The sequence below is a fragment of the Isoptericola chiayiensis genome (assembly GCF_013149805.1).
GTDB lineage: Bacteria > Actinomycetota > Actinomycetes > Actinomycetales > Cellulomonadaceae > Isoptericola > Isoptericola chiayiensis.
This window is the reverse complement of sequence record NZ_JABEZT010000001.1, coordinates 647,803-664,794: the sequence shown is the minus strand read 5'-3', so window position 1 is coordinate 664,794 and position 16,992 is coordinate 647,803. Positions and strand designations below refer to the sequence as shown.

Below are 16,992 nucleotides of genomic sequence, written 5' to 3'. Positions count from 1 at the left end.
CCGGACGCCATAGCGTGCGGCGCGACCTGACTCCTGACCTGCGGAGGAACCCGTGCCCGCTCGTGGCCACCATCCCCTCTCCCGCGTCGGCGCCGCCGCGCTCGGCCTGACCCTGTGCGGCACCGTCGCCGCCGTCCCCGCGTCCGCGTCCGTCGTCGACGACCCGGTGGTCGTCACCGCCGACGACGCCGCCCTCGACCTGCGCCCCCTCGGCAGCTACGAGACCGGGCTGTTCGACGAGTCCGGCGCCGAGATCGTCGCCTACCACGGCGGCTCGCAGCGCCTGTTCTCGGTGAACGCGCACGCCGGTGAGGTGACCGTCCTCGACGTCGCCGACCCGTCCGCGCCGTCGAAGCTCTTCGCGCTGCAGACCACCGGTGTCATGGCCGACGACGGCACCACCGTGCCCGCCGGGGCCGTCGCGAACTCCGTGGCCGTGCGGGCCGACGGGCTCGTCGCCGTCGCCGTGGAGTCCGACGTCAAGGCCGACGCCGGCTGGCTCGTGTTCTTCGACGCCGCCGGCGACGGCACCGCGCTGGGGGCTGTCCGCGTCGGGGCCCTGCCCGACATGGTGACCGTCACGCCGGACGGGGCGCGCGCCGTCGTCGCCGACGAGGGTGAGCCGAACGACGACTACACGGTCGACCCGGAGGGAGACGTCGCCGTCGTCGACCTGCCGGCCGCCGTCGAGGCGCCCGAGCAGGAGGCCGTGCGCATCGCCGACTTCCACGCCTTCGAGGACGGCGCGCTGCCCGACGGCGTGCGCGTCTTCGCCGGGATCGAGGGCACGGACCAACCGGTCTCGCGGAACCTGGAGCCCGAGTACGTCGCCGTCTCGGCCGACTCGACCACCGCCTACGCGGTGCTGCAGGAGGCCAACGCCGTCGCCGTCGTCGACCTGGATGCCGCCGAGGTCACCGAGATCTGGCCGCTCGGCGCCAAGGACTTCTCCCTCGAGGGGCAGGGCATCGACCCGTCCGACGAGGACGGTCCGGACGGGGAGGGCGTGATCGACATCCGCACCGTGCCCGTCCAGGGCCTCTACCTGCCGGACGGCATCAACGCGTTCTCCGCCGGCGGCGAGACCTACCTGGTGACCGCCAACGAGGGCGACGCCCGGGAGTTCGGCGACTACGAGGAGCCGGCGCGCATCAAGGACCTCGGCGACGACGGCCTCGCGCCGATCTGCGCCGACCACCCGGCGGCCGACCGCACCGACGACGCCGACCTGGGCCGTCTCGACGTGTCCATCGCCTCCGGGCTGCGGGCCGACGGCGAGTGCTACTCCGAGCTGTACGCGTTCGGCGGGCGGTCGTTCTCGATCTGGACCACCGACGGTGAGCAGGTCTTCGACTCGGGCGACGACTTCGAGCAGATCACCGCGCAGGCGGCGCCGGAGAACTTCAACTCCGACCACGGCGAGTCCTCGTTCGAGTCGCGTTCCGACGCCAAGGGGCCCGAGCCGGAGAACATGGCGATCGGCGAGGTCGACGGTCGCACCTACGTGTTCGTGGGGCTCGAGCGCGTCGGCGGCATCATGGTCTACGACATCACCGACCCGGCCGACGCGGAGTTCGTCCAGTACGTCAACAACCGTGACTTCTCGGTCTCGGCCGAGGACGCGATCGACGACGGCGCCGACCCGGCGGAGACGGTGGCCGCTGCCGGTGACCTGGGGGCCGAGGGCCTGGCGTTCGTCGCCGCGGCCGACTCGCCCACCGGTGAGCCGATGCTCGCCGTCGGCAACGAGGTCTCCGGTTCGACGACGCTCTTCGCGATCGACGGCCCCGCGCCGACCGAGGCCCCGGCACGTGGGGCGATCAGCGACGACAACGCTCACGACGGCATCCGCGGCGGGTCGTACACGGTGAGCGTCGACCTGTGGTGGGGGCAGAACGCCACCTCGGTGCGGCTCCTGGAGGACGGCGAGGTGGTCGCGACGCGCAACCTGGTCGACGCCTCGCCGGCCGCGCAGCACGTCGAGTTCGACCTCGCCGGCCGCACCGACGGGACCTACACCTACACCTGCGAGCTGGTGAACGCCGCCGGTACCACTGCCTGCCACGAGCACCGGGTCCGGGTCACCGGCGCCGCGCCCGCGGCCCCGCGGCTGAGCCACGACAACCACGACCGCGACGGGGACTACACCGTGAGCGCCGACCTGTGGTGGGGCACCAACGCCACCTCGTGGACCCTGTTCGAGGACGACGTCGAGGTGGCGGCCGGCGAGCTCACCGCTGCCACGCCGTCGGCCCAGCACGTCGAGGTGCCGATCGAGGGCCGCGAGCCCGGGCGGTACACGTACCGCATCGTGTTCGCCAACGACCTCGGCACGACGAGCTCGAAGGACCTCACCGTCCGGGTGAAGTAACCCTCCCCGGGACGCGACGAGCGTGCTGGCTTCTTCCTCAACCACGCGGATTGAGGTAGAAGCCAGCACGCTCGTCGCGTCGGGCCCGGGGCGTCCGGCGTGCGACGATTCGCCTCGTGCTCGAACTCGACCTCACGACCGTCCTGCTGCTCGTCCTGGCGGGCCTCGCCGCCGGCTGGGTGGACGCCGTCGTCGGCGGAGGCGGCCTCATCCAGCTGCCCGCCCTGCTCCTCGTGCCGGGCATCTCGCCGGTCCAGGCGCTGGCCACCAACAAGCTGGGTTCGATCATGGGCACGTCGGTCAGCTCGATCACCTACTACCGCCGGGTGCACCCGGACCTGACCACGGCGGGTCCGATGGCGGTCGCGGCGCTGGTCGGGGCCACGGGCGGGGCGGCGCTGGCCACGCAGATCCCCGCGGAGCTGTTCACGCCGATCATCCTGGTGGTCCTGATCGGCGTCGCCGTCTTCACGGTGGCGAAGCCGCAGCTCGGCCAGCACGACAACCTGCGCTGGGAGGGCAACCGGCACCGGTGGACGGCCGCCGGCATCGGCGCGGTGATCGGCGCCTACGACGGCCTGCTCGGTCCGGGCACCGGCACGTTCCTGGTGATCTCGCTGGTGAGCATCCTCGGGTACGCGTTCCTGCCGGCGTCGGCCCTGGCGAAGATCGTCAACTTCGCCACCAACCTCGGGGCGCTGCTGTTCTTCGTCCCGCACGGCGCCGTGATCTGGGGCCTGGGACTGGCGATGGGTGTCGCCAACCTGATCGGGGGGTACGTCGGCGCCCGGATGGCCGTCGCCAAGGGAAGCGGGTTCGTGCGCGTGGTGTTCGTCGTCGTCGTCGGTGCGCTGATCTGCAAGCTCGGGTACGACGTCGTCACGGGCGCGGCGTAGCGCTGCTCACGTGTGACGCCCGCTACACCGGGCGACGGACCCTCTCGCTACGATGGTGCGCGCACACACAAGAAACCGGCGGGCCGTTGGAAGAGACGGAGGCCGGCAACAGAAAGGTTGCATGCATGGCACTGGTCGTGCAGAAGTACGGCGGGTCGTCCGTGGCGGACGCCCGCTCCATCAAGCGCGTGGCCAAGCGCATCGCCGAGGCCAGGCGCGCCGGCAACGACGTGGTCGTGGTGGTGAGCGCCATGGGCGACACCACGGACGAGCTCCTCGATCTTGCCGCCGACATCAGCCCCAAGCCTCCGCAGCGCGAGATGGACATCCTGCTCACCGCCGGTGAGCGGATCTCGATGTCCCTGCTCGCGATGGCGATCGACAAGCTCGGGGTCAAGGCGAAGTCCTTCACCGGTCAGCAGGCCGGACTCCTCACCGACGCCGTCCACGGCAAGGCGCGCATCGTCGACGTCGTGCCGCACCGCATCCGCCAGACCCTCGAGAAGGGTCAGGTCGCGATCGTCGCCGGCTTCCAGGGCGTCAACACGGGCAACAACGACGTCACCACGCTGGGCCGTGGCGGCTCCGACACGACGGCGGTCGCCCTGGCCGCCGGTCTCGACGCCGACGTCTGCGAGATCTACACCGACGTGGACGGCATCTTCACCGCGGACCCGCGCATCGCGCCGGGTGCCCGCAAGATCGACAAGGTCACCTACGAGGAGATGCTCGAGCTGGCCGCCTCCGGCGCCAAGGTGCTGGCCCTGCGCGCCGTCGAGTACGCCCGCCGGTACAACGTGCCGGTGCACGTGCGCAGCTCGTTCTCCGGCAAGCCCGGCACGCTCGTCAAGGGCACCCACGGAGACCTCATCGACCCGAACGCCAGCTCCGAGGAGCAGGAGGAAGCAGCCATGGAAGACCCGATCATCTCCGGCGTCGCGCACGACCGCAGCGAGGCCAAGATCACCATCGTCGGCGTGCCCGACACGCTGGGCCAGGCCGCCCGCATCTTCGAGGTCGTCGCTGCCGCCGGCGCCAACATCGACATGATCGTGCAGAACGTGTCGGCCGCGGCCACCGGGCTGACCGACATCTCCTTCACGCTGCCCCACGGCGACATCCGCTCCACCGTCGCGGCCCTCAACGCTGTGAAGTCCGAGCTGAAGTTCGACGACCTGCAGGTCGACGACGAGATCGGCAAGGTCTCCCTGGTCGGCGCCGGCATGAAGTCGCACCCGGGCATCTCCGCCCGCCTGTTCGGCGCGCTGCGCGACGCGGGCATCAACATCGAGATGATCTCCACCTCGGAGATCCGCATCTCGGTGGTCACCCGCGCCGACAACCTGGACGACGCCGTGCGCGCCATCCACACCGCGTTCGAGCTGGACTCCGCCGAGGGCGAGGCCGTGGTCTACGCCGGGACGGGGCGGTGACCGACGTGGCTCAGATCAACTCCACCGGGGTCAACGTCGCCGTCGTCGGCGCGACCGGCCAGGTCGGCGCGGTCATGCGCAGGCTGCTCGCCGAGCGGGCCTTCCCGATCAAGGAGCTCCGCCTGTTCGCGTCCGCGCGCTCGGCCGGCTCGACGATCACCTACGAGGGCGTCGACGTCACCGTCGAGGACGTCGCGGCCACGGAGACCTCCGCGCTCGAGGACATCGACATCGCCCTGTTCTCCGCGGGTGGCGGCACCTCGAAGGAGCACGCGCCGCGCTTCGCGGAGGCGGGCGCCGTCGTCATCGACAACTCGTCGGCCTGGCGCCTCGACCCCGAGGTCCCGCTGGTGGTGTCCGAGGTCAACCCGGAGGCGATCTCCGAGGCGGCCAAGGGCATCATCGCCAACCCGAACTGCACCACGATGGCCGCGATGCCGGTGCTCAAGCCGCTGGCCGCCGAGGCCGGGCTCGAGCGCCTGCGGGTCGCCACCTATCAGGCGGTGTCCGGGTCCGGGCTCGGCGGGGTCAAGGAGCTGGCCGACCAGGCTCGTGCCGGCGCCGCCGGCGACCTCGAGGGGCTGACCCACGACGGCTCCGCGGTGACGTTCCCGGAGCCCGAGAAGTACGTGGCGCCGATCGCGTTCGACGTCGTGGCGCTGGCCGGCGCGATCGTCGACGACGGGTCGGAGGAGACCGACGAGGAGCAGAAGCTCCGCAACGAGTCCCGCAAGATCCTCGGCCTGCCGGATCTCGCGGTCGCCGGCACCTGTGTGCGCGTGCCGGTGTTCACGGGACACTCGCTGGCGATCCACGCCGAGTTCGGCGCCGCGATCACGCCGGACCGGGCGCGCGAGCTGCTCGCCGAGGCTCCCGGCGTCGAGCTGGCGGACGTCCCGACGCCGCTGGCCGCCGCGGGTGCGGACCCGTCGTTCGTGGGCCGGATCCGCACGGACCAGTCGGTGCCGGACGGGCGCGGGCTGGTGCTGTTCGTCGCGAACGACAACCTGCGCAAGGGGGCGGCGCTCAACGCGATCCAGATCGGCGAGATCGTCGCCGCGGACATCGCCGAGCTGGCGACCTACGAGGCCGCCGACGCGACCGTCTCCTGATCCCTCCCGCGAGGTAGGCAACTCTCCGCCGACATGGGCAACCTTCCGCCGAGGTAGGCAACCTCTCGGTCAGGTAGCACGCAGAGCCCGGGGTGAGCATCGTGCTCGCCCCGGGCTCCGTCGTGTCCGACGGCGGAGCGGCCGCAGGTCAGGACGGCCGCGCCCCGACGGCAGGTGCCGCGACCACGATGGCCGTCGCGGCCAGCACGTGCCACACGCTGTGCCCCCACGGGTCCACGAACCCGACCAGCGCACCGACACCGAGGACGACGACGGCGCTCACGAGCCGGGCGCGCAGCACCGGTCGGGCCAGCGCCCGCAGCAGGATCAGCACGACGGCGATCCCCGAGGCGACGCCCTGCGCCACGACCGACGCCCACGGGTCGACGGCGGCGAGCGCCAGGTCCACGAGGGTCGGGACCAGCCACCACCAGGTGCGCATCCACCGTCCGGTGAGGTCCGCTACGGCGTCGGCGGCGACCAGGGCGTAGGCGCCGAACAACGGTGGGTCGTGCACCAGCGGGTTCCACGACGGTGCGGGACCGTGCTGGACGACCGATCCGACGCCGATGCCGATCGCCAGGACGCCGAGCGCGGCCCGGGCGCGCGCTGCGGCGCGTGACGGGGCGCCGTCGCCGGAGTGCCGTCGTCGGACGATCACCCACAGGCCCGCGACGACGAACGCGAGGCTGGACCAGGTGTCGACCGGCTCGGTCATGGCACCAGTCAAGCCGATGCCGATGTCGGCGGCGGGCCGGGGTGGGGTGAGCGAGGGTTGACGGTCCTCAGGTTCTATGGTTCATTAGTCGTGTAATGAACCACAGAACCAGTGAACCGCGGGGAGGGTCCCATGTTCGACGGCCCTGAACCCCTCTACGTCCAGATCGGTCAGATGATCCGGTCCCAGGTCCTCGCGGGCGAGCTCGGGGAGGACGAGCAGGTCATGTCCACCACGCAGTTCGCCACCACGTTCCGCATCAACCCGGCCACCGCGGCCAAGGCGTTCTCCGGCCTCGTCGACGAGGGTGTCCTCTACAAGCGGCGCGGGCTGGGCATGTTCGTCGCACCCGGTGCCCGCGCTCGGCTGCTCGAGCACGACCGGCAGGCCTACTTCGACGAGGTCCTCGCACCGGCGCTCGCCCAGGCGAAGGTCCTCGGCATCACGACCGACGAGATCGTCACCCACATCCGTCACCAGCACACCACCTCGGAGGAGTCATGACCGCCCCCTTCGGCGCGCGCCTCGACGACGTCGTCGTCCGGTTCGGCCGGCAGCGCCGGGTGACCAGCGACGGCGGCACCTACCGTGCGGACGCCTCGGCCGCGCTCGACGGCGCGAGCCTCACGATCCGCCCGGGCACCATCACCGGCGTCCTCGGCCGCAACGGCGCCGGCAAGACCACGATGCTCTCCCTGCTCGCCGCGTACCGGCGCCCCACCGCCGGGACCCTCGCCGTGGGCGCCGGGGACGACCCCGCCGCCTGGGAGGACCCGTGGGAGAACCCGTGGGTCACCTCCAACGTGCAGCTCGTCAGCGAGGGCGGCGGCGTCCAGGACGACGAGAAGCTCCGCGAGACCCTGAAGTACTACGCCGACCTGCGGCCCTTCTGGGACGCCGACACCGCCGAGCGCCTGCTCGAGACGTTCGAGATCAGCACCCGCAAGAAGCCGAACGCCCTCTCGCGCGGCAAGCGGTCCGCCGTCGGCGCCGTCCTCGGACTGGCTTCGCGCGCCCCGCTGACGATCTTCGACGAGGTCTACCTCGGCATGGACGCCCCCACCCGGTACGCGTTCTACGACGAGATCCTCGCCGACTACGCCGCCCACCCGCGCACCATCCTGCTGTCCAGCCACCTGGTCGAGGAGGTCGAGCGGCTCTTCGAGGACGTCGTCGTCCTCGACCGCGGCCGCGTGCTGCTCGCCGAGTCCGCCGAGGAGATGGCCGCCCGCGGGTTCAGCCTCACCGGGCCGACGACGGCGGTCGAACGCCTCGCCGGGGACCGCAGGATCCTGCACCGCCAGCAGCTCGGGGGAACCGTCCAGGTCACCCTCGAGGGCGCGCCCGACGACGGCACCCGCGCCGCCGCCCGCGAGGCCGGCGTCGAGGTCGGGCACCTGCCGCTGCAGGACCTGTTCGTCCGACTGACCGACCCCGCGGCCCGCGCGGGCCACCCGGACGGAGCGGGCCGATGACCGGCGCGCTCCTCGACGAACGGGTCGCGTTCGTCCGGCAGGTCCGGCGCGCCGCCACGGCCCGCGCCACCCGCGCGATCGCCGAACCGCTCGTCGTCGTCGGCCTGGGGTTCTGGGTGGTCGTCGGCCTGGCCGGCGTCGTGGTGCCGCAGATCGTCGACCGCGCCGGGAACCAGATGGACACCGGTGTGCTCGGGACCGGCGGCTACAGCGCCCGCTGGTTCGCCTTCGCCCTCGGGCTCATCATGGTCGCCACCATCGCCCCCAACCACGTGGCCGCCGGGGGCACCCGACGGTCCCTGTTCCGCGGGTCGCTGCTGGCGGCCGCCGTCGGTGGGGTCTTCAACGGGCTGGCGTACGCCGTCGCGAAGCTCGCCGAGCGGTCCTACTTCGACGCCCTGGGCTGGACGTGGGAGGCACCCGAGTTCCTGGTGTTCGGCGGCCGGTCCGGGTTCACGCTCACGGTCGTCGCCGCCGGCCTCGCCATCGCCGCCTACGTCCTGGTCGGCATCGCGGTCGCGATCGGCTACCTGCACCACGGTCCGTGGCGAGGGACGCTGCTGCTCGTGCCGAACGCCGCCGTCCTCGCGCTCGCCGAGGTCGCGACCCGGACCGAGCGCTTCCTGGAGCCGCTCGGCCCCGAGCTCACGGGCGCCACGGCCGTGGCCGCGACCCTGGTGGCCACCAGCGCGGTCGTCGTGATCGCGGCCGGGTGGCTCCGCCTGAACCTGCGCACGCTCCCGATCCGGCCGTCGAGGTGATCACCATGACCGCGACGACCGTCACCCGTACCGGCCCCCGCGCCGACCGGGCCGGCACGCGGGCCGCGCGGCGCCACTTCACCCGTGCGCTGATCCTCACCGGCATCTGGTTCTGGGGCTTCTGGGCCGCGCTCGTCGTCGGGGTGCCGCTCGCCGTCGACCGGTGGGGCGGCGAGATGGCCGGCCTCACCTACGACACCGCCGGCAACCCCGCACGATGGGTCGGCTTCGCCGTCGGGATCATCCTCACCGCCGCCGCCCTGAGGATGCACGTCGCGGCCGGGGGGACCCGACGCGCGTTCGTCGATGGCGCCACCCGCGCCGCCGCCGTCGTCGGGGTCGCGTACGGCGTGCTCACCGTGGTGCTGGTCCTCGCCGAGGAGCAGCTCTACGCCGGCCTCGACCGCGGCTGGCAGGGCAGCGCCACCACCGTCGACCTCGACTCGGTCGGCGGCGTCCTGGTCAGCGTCGGCGCCGAGACGCTCGTGCTCGTGACCTACCTGCTCGCCGGGGTCGGGGTCGTCACGGGCTACCGACGGTTCGGAGCATCGCGCGGCACCCTGCTCGTCGTCCCGCTGCTCGTGCCCTGCACCCTCGTCGACGCCGCCACCCGGACCGGGGTCGCCGGCATCCCGTGGCGCGGCGGGTACGACGACGTCACCACCGGCGCGCTCCTCGGCGTCGGCGGCAGCCTGGTCGTCGCCGCGGCGACGTACCTCCTGATCATCCGGCTGCTGCGGTCCGTGCCGCTGCGCCCCTGACCCGCCGGCCCGCCCCAACCTGCCGGCCGAGCCCACCGGCCGAGACCCGCCCGACCAAGGAGAGACCATGACCCAGCCCGTCGTGGAGGTGACGAACCTCCGCAAGACCTACGGCCCCAAGGTGGCGGTCGACGACGTGACGTTCGCCGTCCGTCCCGGGGAGATCTTCGGGATCCTCGGCCCCAACGGGGCCGGCAAGACCACCACCGTCGAGACCCTCGCCGGCCTGCGGCGCGCCGACGGCGGGACCGTCCGCGTCCTGGGCCGCGACACCCAGCGCGACCCCGCCGCGGTGAAGGACCTCCTCGGGGTGCAGCTCCAGGAGGCCGCGCTGCACGACAAGATCACCGTCGGCGAGGCGCTGCGCCTCTTCGCGGGCTTCTACCCGAACCCCGCCGACCCCGACGAGCTCCTCGCGCTGCTGGACCTCACCGAGCACGTCGACAAGCAGTTCGGCCGCCTCTCCGGGGGGCAGAAGCAGCGGCTGTCCATCGCGCTGGCGCTCATCGGCAACCCGGAGGTCGCGATCCTCGACGAGCTCACCACCGGGCTGGACCCGCAGGCGCGCCGTTCCACCTGGGACCTCGTGGAACGCGTGCGCGACACCGGTGTGACGATCCTGCTGGTCACCCACTTCATGGAGGAGGCCGAACGCCTCTGCGACCGGCTCGTCGTCATCGACGCCGGCCGGGTCGTCGCCGACGGGACCCCGAGCGGGCTGATCGCCGACCTCGACACCGACCGGACCGTCGTCGTGCGCTTCACCGACGACGCCCACGAGCCGGCGCGTGCCGTGCTCGACCGGCTCGCGGCCGAGCACCCCGACGTCACCGGCGTCGCGGAGCCGAACGGCGTGCCCGGCGAGATCGCCGTCACCGGGACACCCCGCGTGCTGTTCGCCGTCGTGCCCGCCCTCGCCGCGGCGGACCTGGTGCCCGACGACGTCCGCACCGTCACCCGCACGCTCGAGGACGTCTTCCTCGCCGTCACCGGACGCACCTACGACCAGGACGACGAACCCGCCCACGCCGCCGAAGGAGACCGGTCATGACCGCCATCGCTCCCGCCCGCCCAAGCGCCGGCTGGCGCGGGTTCGGGCGCCTGCTCACCACCGAGGCGAAGGTGTGGCTGCGCGACTACGCCTCGCCGTTCTTCGGGATCGTCTTCCCCACGATCATCCTGCTCGGCGTCGGGTACTTCATCCCCGGCATGCGGGACCCGATCCTCGACGCGCCGTCGGACTCGGTCTGGTACGGGCTCACCCCGATCGCGACGTTCCTGCCCACCGTGCTCGCCATGGCGATCGGCACGGCAGCGCTGACCGTCATGCCGGTCACGGTCGCGACCTACCGCGAGAAGGGGGTGCTGCGGCGGCTCTCCACCACGCCGATGCGACCGCAGGGCATCGTCGCCTCGCACCTGATCATCAACATCGTCACGACGCTCGTGGGCATCGCCCTCGCCCTCGTGGTCGCGCAGGTCGCCTTCGGCGTGCCCGTGCCCACGCAGCTCGGCGTGGTGGTGCTGGCCGCGGCCCTCGGGCTGTGCGCCATGTTCGCGCTCGGTATGCTGGTGGCCGCCGTCGCACCGCGGGCGTCCGCCGCGAACGCCATCGCGATGTCGATCTACTTCCCGATGCTGCTGGTGGCCGGGCTGTGGACGCCGGGGCCGATCATGCCCGAGCTGCTGCGGCAGATCGGCCAGTTCACGCCGCTGGGAGCGGCGGCGCAGGCGCTCACCGAGGGTTGGTTCGAGTCGGGCTTCCCGACCCTGCAGCTGGTCGTCATGGCGGTGTACACGGTCGTGCTGGTGCCGCTCGCGGTCCGGCTGTTCCGCTGGACGTGACCGGCCGGCCCGGCCCACGGCAGCGCCCGCGCGTCGTCCCGCGGCCCGGCTTAGCCTCGGGAGCATGAAGCCGTTCCTGCTGCTGGCGACGCGGGCCGAGGACGTCGCCGCCGACGGCGAGTACGCGGCGATGTGCCGGTTCGGCGGCCTCGCGCCGGAGCAGCTGCACCGGGTCCGGCTCGAGGCCGGGCCGATGCCGTCGTTCGACCTGGACACCTACTCCGGGATCGTCGTCGGCGGGGGGCCGTTCAACTCCTCGGACCCGCAGGACCGCAAGTCCGAGGTGCAGCACCGGGTCGAGCGCGAGATGGCCGAGCTGCTCGCCGAGGTCGTCGACCGCGACTTCCCGTTCCTCGGGGCCTGCTACGGCGTCGGCACGCTCGGCACGTTCGCCGGGGGAGTGGTGGACCGCTACTACGGCGAGGACGTCGGGGTCGTGACGATCGAGCTCACGCAGGAGGGGCGGGCCGACCCGCTGCTCGCCGGGATGCCGCCCGCGTTCGCGGCGTACGTCGGGCACAAGGAGGCCATGCGCGAGCTCCCGCCCGGTGCGGTGCGGCTGGCGTTCTCCTCGTGGGCGCCGGTGCAGATGTTCCGGCTGCGGCAGAACCTGTACGCCACGCAGTTCCACCCGGAGCTCGACCTGGCGGGTCTGACGCAGCGCGTCCAGGTGTACCGGGAGTACGGCTACTTCGCGCCGGACGAGGCGGACGCCGTCGTCACCCGGGCCGCCGCCCGTCCGGTGACGCAGCCGATGAAGATCCTGCACAACTTCGTGCAGCGCTACCGGCTGCCCTGACCGCTCGGTCGCCGGTGCGGGGATAGGGTCGCGCCATGCCGATCCCCGACCACGTCGTCTCCCTCCGCGCCCGCATCGGCACCGACCTGCTGTGGCTGCCCGGGGTCAGCGCGGTGGTGCGCGACGGCGACCACCGGCTCCTGCTGGGGCGGCGCGCCGACTCGGGGCAGTGGGCGCTGCCCAGCGGGATCCTGGACCCGGGGGAGGAGCCGGCCGTCGGCATCGCGCGCGAGATCCTGGAGGAGACGGCGGTGGCCGTCGAGGTCGTCGGGATCGTCGGGGTGTTCGCCACCCCCGTGGTCACCTACCCCAACGGGGACCGCACGGCGTATCTCGACACCCTGTTCCGGGCCCGGCCGGTGTCCCCGGAGGCCGCACGTGCCGCCCGGGTCGCTGACGACGAGTCGCTCGAGGTCGGGTGGTTCGCCGCCCACGAGCTGCCCGAGGACCTTGCCTCCTCCACCCGGGAACGGCTGGACCGGGAGCGCGAGTTCCTCGCCGCGGACGGCGACGCGGCACTCTTCGCCCGTCCCGAGGAGTCCTGACCGCGGTCCCGGATCGTGGACGCGGTGGACCGCCCAGCGAAACCTGCGTACCCTCGGCGTCGTGAACATCCGTTGGTATTGGCGCTTTACGCCGGCTCCGCTGGGAGCTCGGCGGGCTCGCGCCTGACCGACACCTTCCACCGGAGCCAGCACAGGGCCTGGGACGCACGTGCGTCCGGGCCCTTCGTCGTCGGACGGGCCTCCGGTCGGGAACGGACCACCTCCGGCGACGACGCCGGAGCCGGTGACCGCCGACCAGACCCGCCACGACCAGGAGCCCCACGATGCACCCCCTGTCCCTCCCCGACGCGCCGTCGTCCGCCCGCCAGGGTGATACTGAGCTGATGGCCGAGACCTCCGACCTGCGCGTCCGCGCCCTCGATCCGCTGCCCGCGCCGCGCGAGATTCGCACCAACCTGCCGCTGGGCACCGCCCGCAGCGACCTCGTGACGACGTCGCGCCGCGAGGTCCGCGACGTGCTGCGCGGCGAGGACGACCGGCTCGTCGTCATCGTCGGTCCCTGCTCCGTGCACGACCCGGTCGCCGCGCTGGACTACGCGCAGCGCCTGGCGCCCGTGGCCCGCGAGCTGTCCGAGGACCTCGTCGTCGTCATGCGCGTCTACTTCGAGAAGCCGCGCACCACCGTCGGATGGAAGGGCCTGATCAACGACCCGCACCTGGACGGCTCCCACGACGTGCACCACGGCCTGCACCTGGCCCGCGAGGTGCTGCTCGGGGTGCTCGACGCCGGCGTCCCGGCCGCGTGCGAGTTCCTCGAGCCGACGTCTCCGCAGTACATCGCCGACGCCGTCACGTGGGGGGCCATCGGCGCGCGCAACGCGGAGTCGCAGGTGCACCGGCAGCTCGCCTCGGGGCTGTCGATGCCGGTCGGGTTCAAGAACGCCACCGACGGGGACGTCCAGATCGCCGTGGACGGCTGCATCACCGCCGCGAGCGAGCACACGTTCTTCGGGGCGGACGCCGAGGGGCGGGCGGCCACCGTCGCGACCGTCGGCAACCCGGACTGCCACGTCATCCTGCGCGGCGGACGGGGCGGGCCGAACTACGGGTCCTCCGACGTCGCCGCCGCGCTGGGCGTGGCCCGGACGTCCGGCCTCGGCGGGGCCGTGGAGGCGGGCGTCGTGGTGGACGCCTCGCACGGCAACTCCGGCAAGGATCACGTGCGTCAGGCCGAGGTGGTGCGGGAGATCGCGGCGCGCCTGGCCGACGGCGAGCAGGGCATCTCCGGGCTGATGATGGAGAGCTTCCTCGAGGCGGGCGCGCAGAAGCCGGCGCCGCTGGACCAGCTGGTCTACGGGCAGTCCGTCACGGACAAGTGCATGGACTGGGGCACGACGGCGGAGCTGCTGTCGGTGCTGGCGGACGCGGTCCGCACGCGGCGGGCTTCCTGACGTCGAGCGTCTCTGGTTGCACGTGATCATCTGCTGATCTCGTGCAACCAGAGACGCTCGACGATCAAGGATCGAGCCGGAGCACGGTGTCGACCGGTAGCGGGTCATGCTGCCAGCCGGTCCCGCGCAGCACCCGGCCGACCTCGACCGCCACCCGGCCACGCCAGGCGTCGGACCCGGTGAACCGGCGGACGATCGTGCGCGGCGTGACCAGCCGGTTCTGGCGGTCACGGTCGCGGTAGACGGCCTCGGGCGCCGCGTGGACGTCCTGCCCGTCGATCTCCACCAGCAGCGCGGTGCCGTCGGGGAGGCGCCAGGCGAGATCGACGCGGGCGAACTCCGGGCCGTGGGCTGCGGCGATCCGGAGCTGCAGCGCGTCGGGCGGCCATCCCGCGTCGAGACAGGACAGCCGTGCCCAGGTCTCGGCGGGTGACTCGGCACGGCCGTCCGCCAGCGCCCACCACCTCCGGGTCCGAACCACCCCGGGACGCCCCGCGGCCTTCCCGCGAACACGCTCCAGGCCGTCCGGCGCGAGCAGCCCGCGGTGCAGCGCCGAGTCCATGAGGGACACCGCGGATCGTCGCGAGGACGCGAGGACGGCCTGCGCCATCGCCACGTCGACCGGAGCGCAGCGGAAGCCTCCGACATCGACCCACTCCGTGACCGGTGACCGGCGCAGCCTGACCGGTGGCTTCGCGACCCGCGGGACACCTGTCGGCAGCGCCACCTCCGGTGCGATCTCGATCGGGGCGCCCTGGACGCCGTGGAGCACCAGCGCGCAGACCCCGGTCGCGACGGATCCGGGATGGGCGAGCAGGCCGAGCACGGCGGCGCGGTGTCGGCGCAGGTCGAACCGGTCGAGTCGATCGTGTCGGGAGGGGAGCCCCAGGTCCACCACGCCGCGGACCGGCCGCTCCCAGTCCTTGGCCTGGCAGCGTGCCTGGACCTGGCCGCGCGTCATCCCGGAGGCGAGGCACTGCGCCACGGTGAGCAGGCCGTACTGCCGCTCCGCCAGCCGGAGCAGCGCCGGTGGGACGGGACCGAATCGCGCGGGCACGGCCCGACCCAACCAGAGTGATGCCGTCGGCTGCCCCCGTCGTCCACAGGCCCTCGTCGAGCGTCCCTGGTTGCACGCGATCACCGGCTGATCCCGTGCAACCAGAGACGCCCGACGGCGACGGGTGGCGTGACCGGCGCCACGAACCCATCCATCCGGGCTCCGGCACCGAACCCTAGGTGTCCCGGAGAGCCCGGGATCAGCGACGAGGAACGGTCCGGATCGACCAGCCACGCTCGGTGGGGCACACTGTCCGGGTGCCATCACCCGAGACGACGCCGGTCGACGACGCCCTGGTGGCGTGCGCCGACGGCTCGCCGGACGCCTTCGGGCCGGTGTACGACGCCCTGGCCCCGACGGCCTACGGCACCGCGCTGGGCGTGCTCCGCGACCCCGACCACGCCGCCGAGGTGACCCAGGAGGTGATGGTCGAGGTGTGGCAGTCCGCAGCGAAGTTCGATCCCGCCCGCGCCTCGGCGCGCACCTGGGTCGTCACCCTCACGCGTCGCCGGGCGATCGACCGGGTCCGGGCCGAGCAGTCGCGCCGTGACCGCGACCAGCGCGACGTCGACAGCACGCTCGCCGCGCGCGACCGGGACGTCGTGTCCGAGGACGTCGAGCAGCGCCTCGAGGGTGCTGCCGTGCGCCGCTGCCTCGACTCGTTGACGGGGACGCAGCGCGAAGCCGTCGTCGACGCGTACTACGGCGGGCGCACCTACCGTGAGGTGGCCGAGCGGCTCGGGGCCGCCCTGCCCACCGTGAAGACCCGGATCCGCGACGGCCTCATCCGCCTGCGCGACTGCCTGGGGGTGAACCGTGGCTGACAGCACCCGTGACGCCTGGGACCTCCTGCCCGCCTACGCGCTCGACGCCGTCGACGACCTGGAACGTCGTCAGGTCGAGCGGCTCCTCGACACGGACGCCGACGCCCGCCGCGCCCTCGACGAGTACCGCAAGGTCGTGGCGGCCTTCACCGTCGAGTCGGCGCCGCCGGCCGCGATGCGCGACGCCGTGATGGCCCGGATCGCCGCGACGCCCGGATCGTCGCGGCACGACGGCGGTACCCCGGTCGACGGCGAGCCCAGCGCCGCGCACGACGACGGCACCCCGGCGGGAGCCGACGTCGTCCCGCTGGACCGTGCCCGACGTCGGCGCTGGGGCCTCGTCGCCGCGGCGGCCGCCGCCGTGGTCGCCGTCGCGGTGCCGACCACCGTGGCGATCCAGGCCACCATCGAGCAGAACGAGCTCCAGCAGCGGGTCGACACCGTCGCCGAGATGATGGCGGACCCGTCCGCCCAGCTGCTCCGCAGCGACGTGACCGGGGGCGGCAGCGCGACCGTGCTGGTCGCCGGCGACGACTTCCTCTTCAGTGCGAACGACCTGCCCGACGTCGGCACGGACTCGACCTACCAGCTCTGGCTGGTCGGCGCCGAGGGCGGTGTGACGTCGGCGGGCCTGCTGGACCCGCAGGACGGGTCGGTGGAGCAGCTCGTGCAGGACGTGGACGGCGTCGGGCTGGCCGTGTCCGTGGAGCCGGAGGGCGGTTCCGAGCAGCCGACGACGGACCCGGTCGTCGTGCTCGCGGAGGGGTGACCCGGAGCGAGCGTGCGAGTGCAGGGGCGTCCCGACCGTGGGTGCTGTGGGGGTGACCCGGAGCGAGCGTGCGAGTGCAGGGGCGTCCCGACCGTGGGTGCTGTGGGGGTGACCCGGAGCGAGCGTGCTGATCGAGGTCTGGCATCCTCGGGGCCATGTCTGCAGGACCTGCCCGGTTCCCCTGGATTCCTGATCCGGCGTGCGGTGACTGGGT

The 16,992-nt window shown here is 72.9% G+C and carries 17 protein-coding genes; 15 read left to right on the top strand and 2 right to left on the bottom strand.

The genetic code is table 11. The features are described 5' to 3' along the window. Positions 1–52 precede the first annotated feature (52 nt). From HDG68_RS02875 to HDG68_RS02860, 4 genes are all read left to right on the top strand, one after another. Positions 53–2,371 (top strand): choice-of-anchor I family protein, encoded by a 2,319-nt coding sequence (locus HDG68_RS02875; RefSeq protein ID WP_343037399.1) that lies wholly within the window; start codon positions 53–55, stop codon positions 2,369–2,371. A 116-nt stretch (positions 2,372–2,487) separates the two neighbouring features. Beyond that, positions 2,488–3,267 (top strand): TSUP family transporter, encoded by a 780-nt coding sequence (locus HDG68_RS02870; RefSeq protein ID WP_172149006.1) that lies wholly within the window; start codon positions 2,488–2,490, stop codon positions 3,265–3,267. Positions 3,268–3,392: 125 nt separating this feature from the next. Then, positions 3,393–4,700 (top strand): aspartate kinase, encoded by a 1,308-nt coding sequence (locus tag HDG68_RS02865; RefSeq protein WP_172149004.1) that lies wholly within the window; start codon positions 3,393–3,395, stop codon positions 4,698–4,700. A gap of 5 nt (positions 4,701–4,705) precedes the next feature. Next, positions 4,706–5,812: an aspartate-semialdehyde dehydrogenase gene (locus HDG68_RS02860; RefSeq protein ID WP_172149002.1), complete on the top strand. Its 1,107-nt coding sequence runs from the start codon at positions 4,706–4,708 to the stop codon at positions 5,810–5,812. Between the two features lie 148 nt (positions 5,813–5,960). Here HDG68_RS02860 and HDG68_RS02855 read toward each other — a convergent pair whose 3' ends face one another. Next, positions 5,961–6,530 (bottom strand): hypothetical protein, encoded by a 570-nt coding sequence (locus HDG68_RS02855; protein WP_172148991.1) that lies wholly within the window; start codon positions 6,528–6,530, stop codon positions 5,961–5,963. A gap of 132 nt (positions 6,531–6,662) precedes the next feature. On the opposite strand from HDG68_RS02855, the gene HDG68_RS02850 reads away from it, so the two are divergent. The 9 genes from HDG68_RS02850 to HDG68_RS02810 all read left to right on the top strand — a co-directional run bounded on the left by HDG68_RS02850 (position 6,663) and on the right by HDG68_RS02810 (position 14,128). Continuing rightward, the gene (locus HDG68_RS02850; RefSeq protein ID WP_172148989.1) at positions 6,663–7,034 is read left to right on the top strand and encodes a GntR family transcriptional regulator; all 372 of its coding nucleotides are present in this window, start codon (positions 6,663–6,665) and stop codon (positions 7,032–7,034) included. Then, a complete protein-coding gene (locus HDG68_RS02845; protein ID WP_172148987.1) occupies positions 7,031–8,005 on the top strand; it encodes an ATP-binding cassette domain-containing protein in 975 nt (324 codons plus the stop codon). The genes HDG68_RS02850 and HDG68_RS02845 overlap by 4 nt, the downstream gene beginning before the upstream one ends. Then, positions 8,002–8,766, top strand: a complete 765-nt coding sequence (locus tag HDG68_RS02840) for a hypothetical protein (RefSeq protein WP_172148985.1) — start codon at positions 8,002–8,004, stop codon at positions 8,764–8,766. The genes HDG68_RS02845 and HDG68_RS02840 overlap by 4 nt, the downstream gene beginning before the upstream one ends. Before the next feature lie 5 nt (positions 8,767–8,771). Beyond that, complete coding sequence (locus HDG68_RS02835; RefSeq protein WP_172148983.1) at positions 8,772–9,527, top strand: hypothetical protein; 756 nt, start codon at positions 8,772–8,774, stop codon at positions 9,525–9,527. Positions 9,528–9,594: 67 nt separating this feature from the next. Beyond that, positions 9,595–10,578: an ABC transporter ATP-binding protein gene (locus tag HDG68_RS02830; RefSeq protein ID WP_172148981.1), complete on the top strand. Its 984-nt coding sequence runs from the start codon at positions 9,595–9,597 to the stop codon at positions 10,576–10,578. Then, positions 10,575–11,372 (top strand): ABC transporter permease, encoded by a 798-nt coding sequence (locus tag HDG68_RS02825; RefSeq protein WP_172148979.1) that lies wholly within the window; start codon positions 10,575–10,577, stop codon positions 11,370–11,372. The genes HDG68_RS02830 and HDG68_RS02825 overlap by 4 nt, the downstream gene beginning before the upstream one ends. Positions 11,373–11,436: 64 nt before the next feature. Beyond that, the gene (locus HDG68_RS02820; RefSeq protein ID WP_172148978.1) at positions 11,437–12,171 is read left to right on the top strand and encodes a glutamine amidotransferase; all 735 of its coding nucleotides are present in this window, start codon (positions 11,437–11,439) and stop codon (positions 12,169–12,171) included. Between the two features lie 35 nt (positions 12,172–12,206). Then, positions 12,207–12,716 (top strand): NUDIX hydrolase, encoded by a 510-nt coding sequence (locus HDG68_RS02815; RefSeq protein ID WP_172148976.1) that lies wholly within the window; start codon positions 12,207–12,209, stop codon positions 12,714–12,716. 284 nt (positions 12,717–13,000) lie between these two features. Further along, positions 13,001–14,128 (top strand): 3-deoxy-7-phosphoheptulonate synthase, encoded by a 1,128-nt coding sequence (locus tag HDG68_RS02810; protein WP_425483718.1) that lies wholly within the window; start codon positions 13,001–13,003, stop codon positions 14,126–14,128. A gap of 64 nt (positions 14,129–14,192) precedes the next feature. On the opposite strand, the gene HDG68_RS02805 is transcribed toward HDG68_RS02810, so the two are convergent. Beyond that, positions 14,193–15,185 (bottom strand): type IV toxin-antitoxin system AbiEi family antitoxin domain-containing protein, encoded by a 993-nt coding sequence (locus HDG68_RS02805; protein ID WP_172148974.1) that lies wholly within the window; start codon positions 15,183–15,185, stop codon positions 14,193–14,195. Positions 15,186–15,442: 257 nt separating this feature from the next. Between HDG68_RS02805 and sigK the strand changes: the two genes are divergently transcribed. Further along, positions 15,443–16,009, top strand: coding sequence for an ECF RNA polymerase sigma factor SigK (gene sigK / locus HDG68_RS02800; protein ID WP_343037398.1), 567 nt, complete (start codon positions 15,443–15,445; stop codon positions 16,007–16,009). Further along, on the top strand, positions 16,002–16,778 hold the full coding sequence (locus HDG68_RS02795; protein WP_172148973.1) for an anti-sigma factor: 777 nt from the start codon (positions 16,002–16,004) through the stop codon (positions 16,776–16,778). The genes sigK and HDG68_RS02795 overlap by 8 nt, the downstream gene beginning before the upstream one ends. Positions 16,779–16,992: the final 214 nt, after the last annotated feature.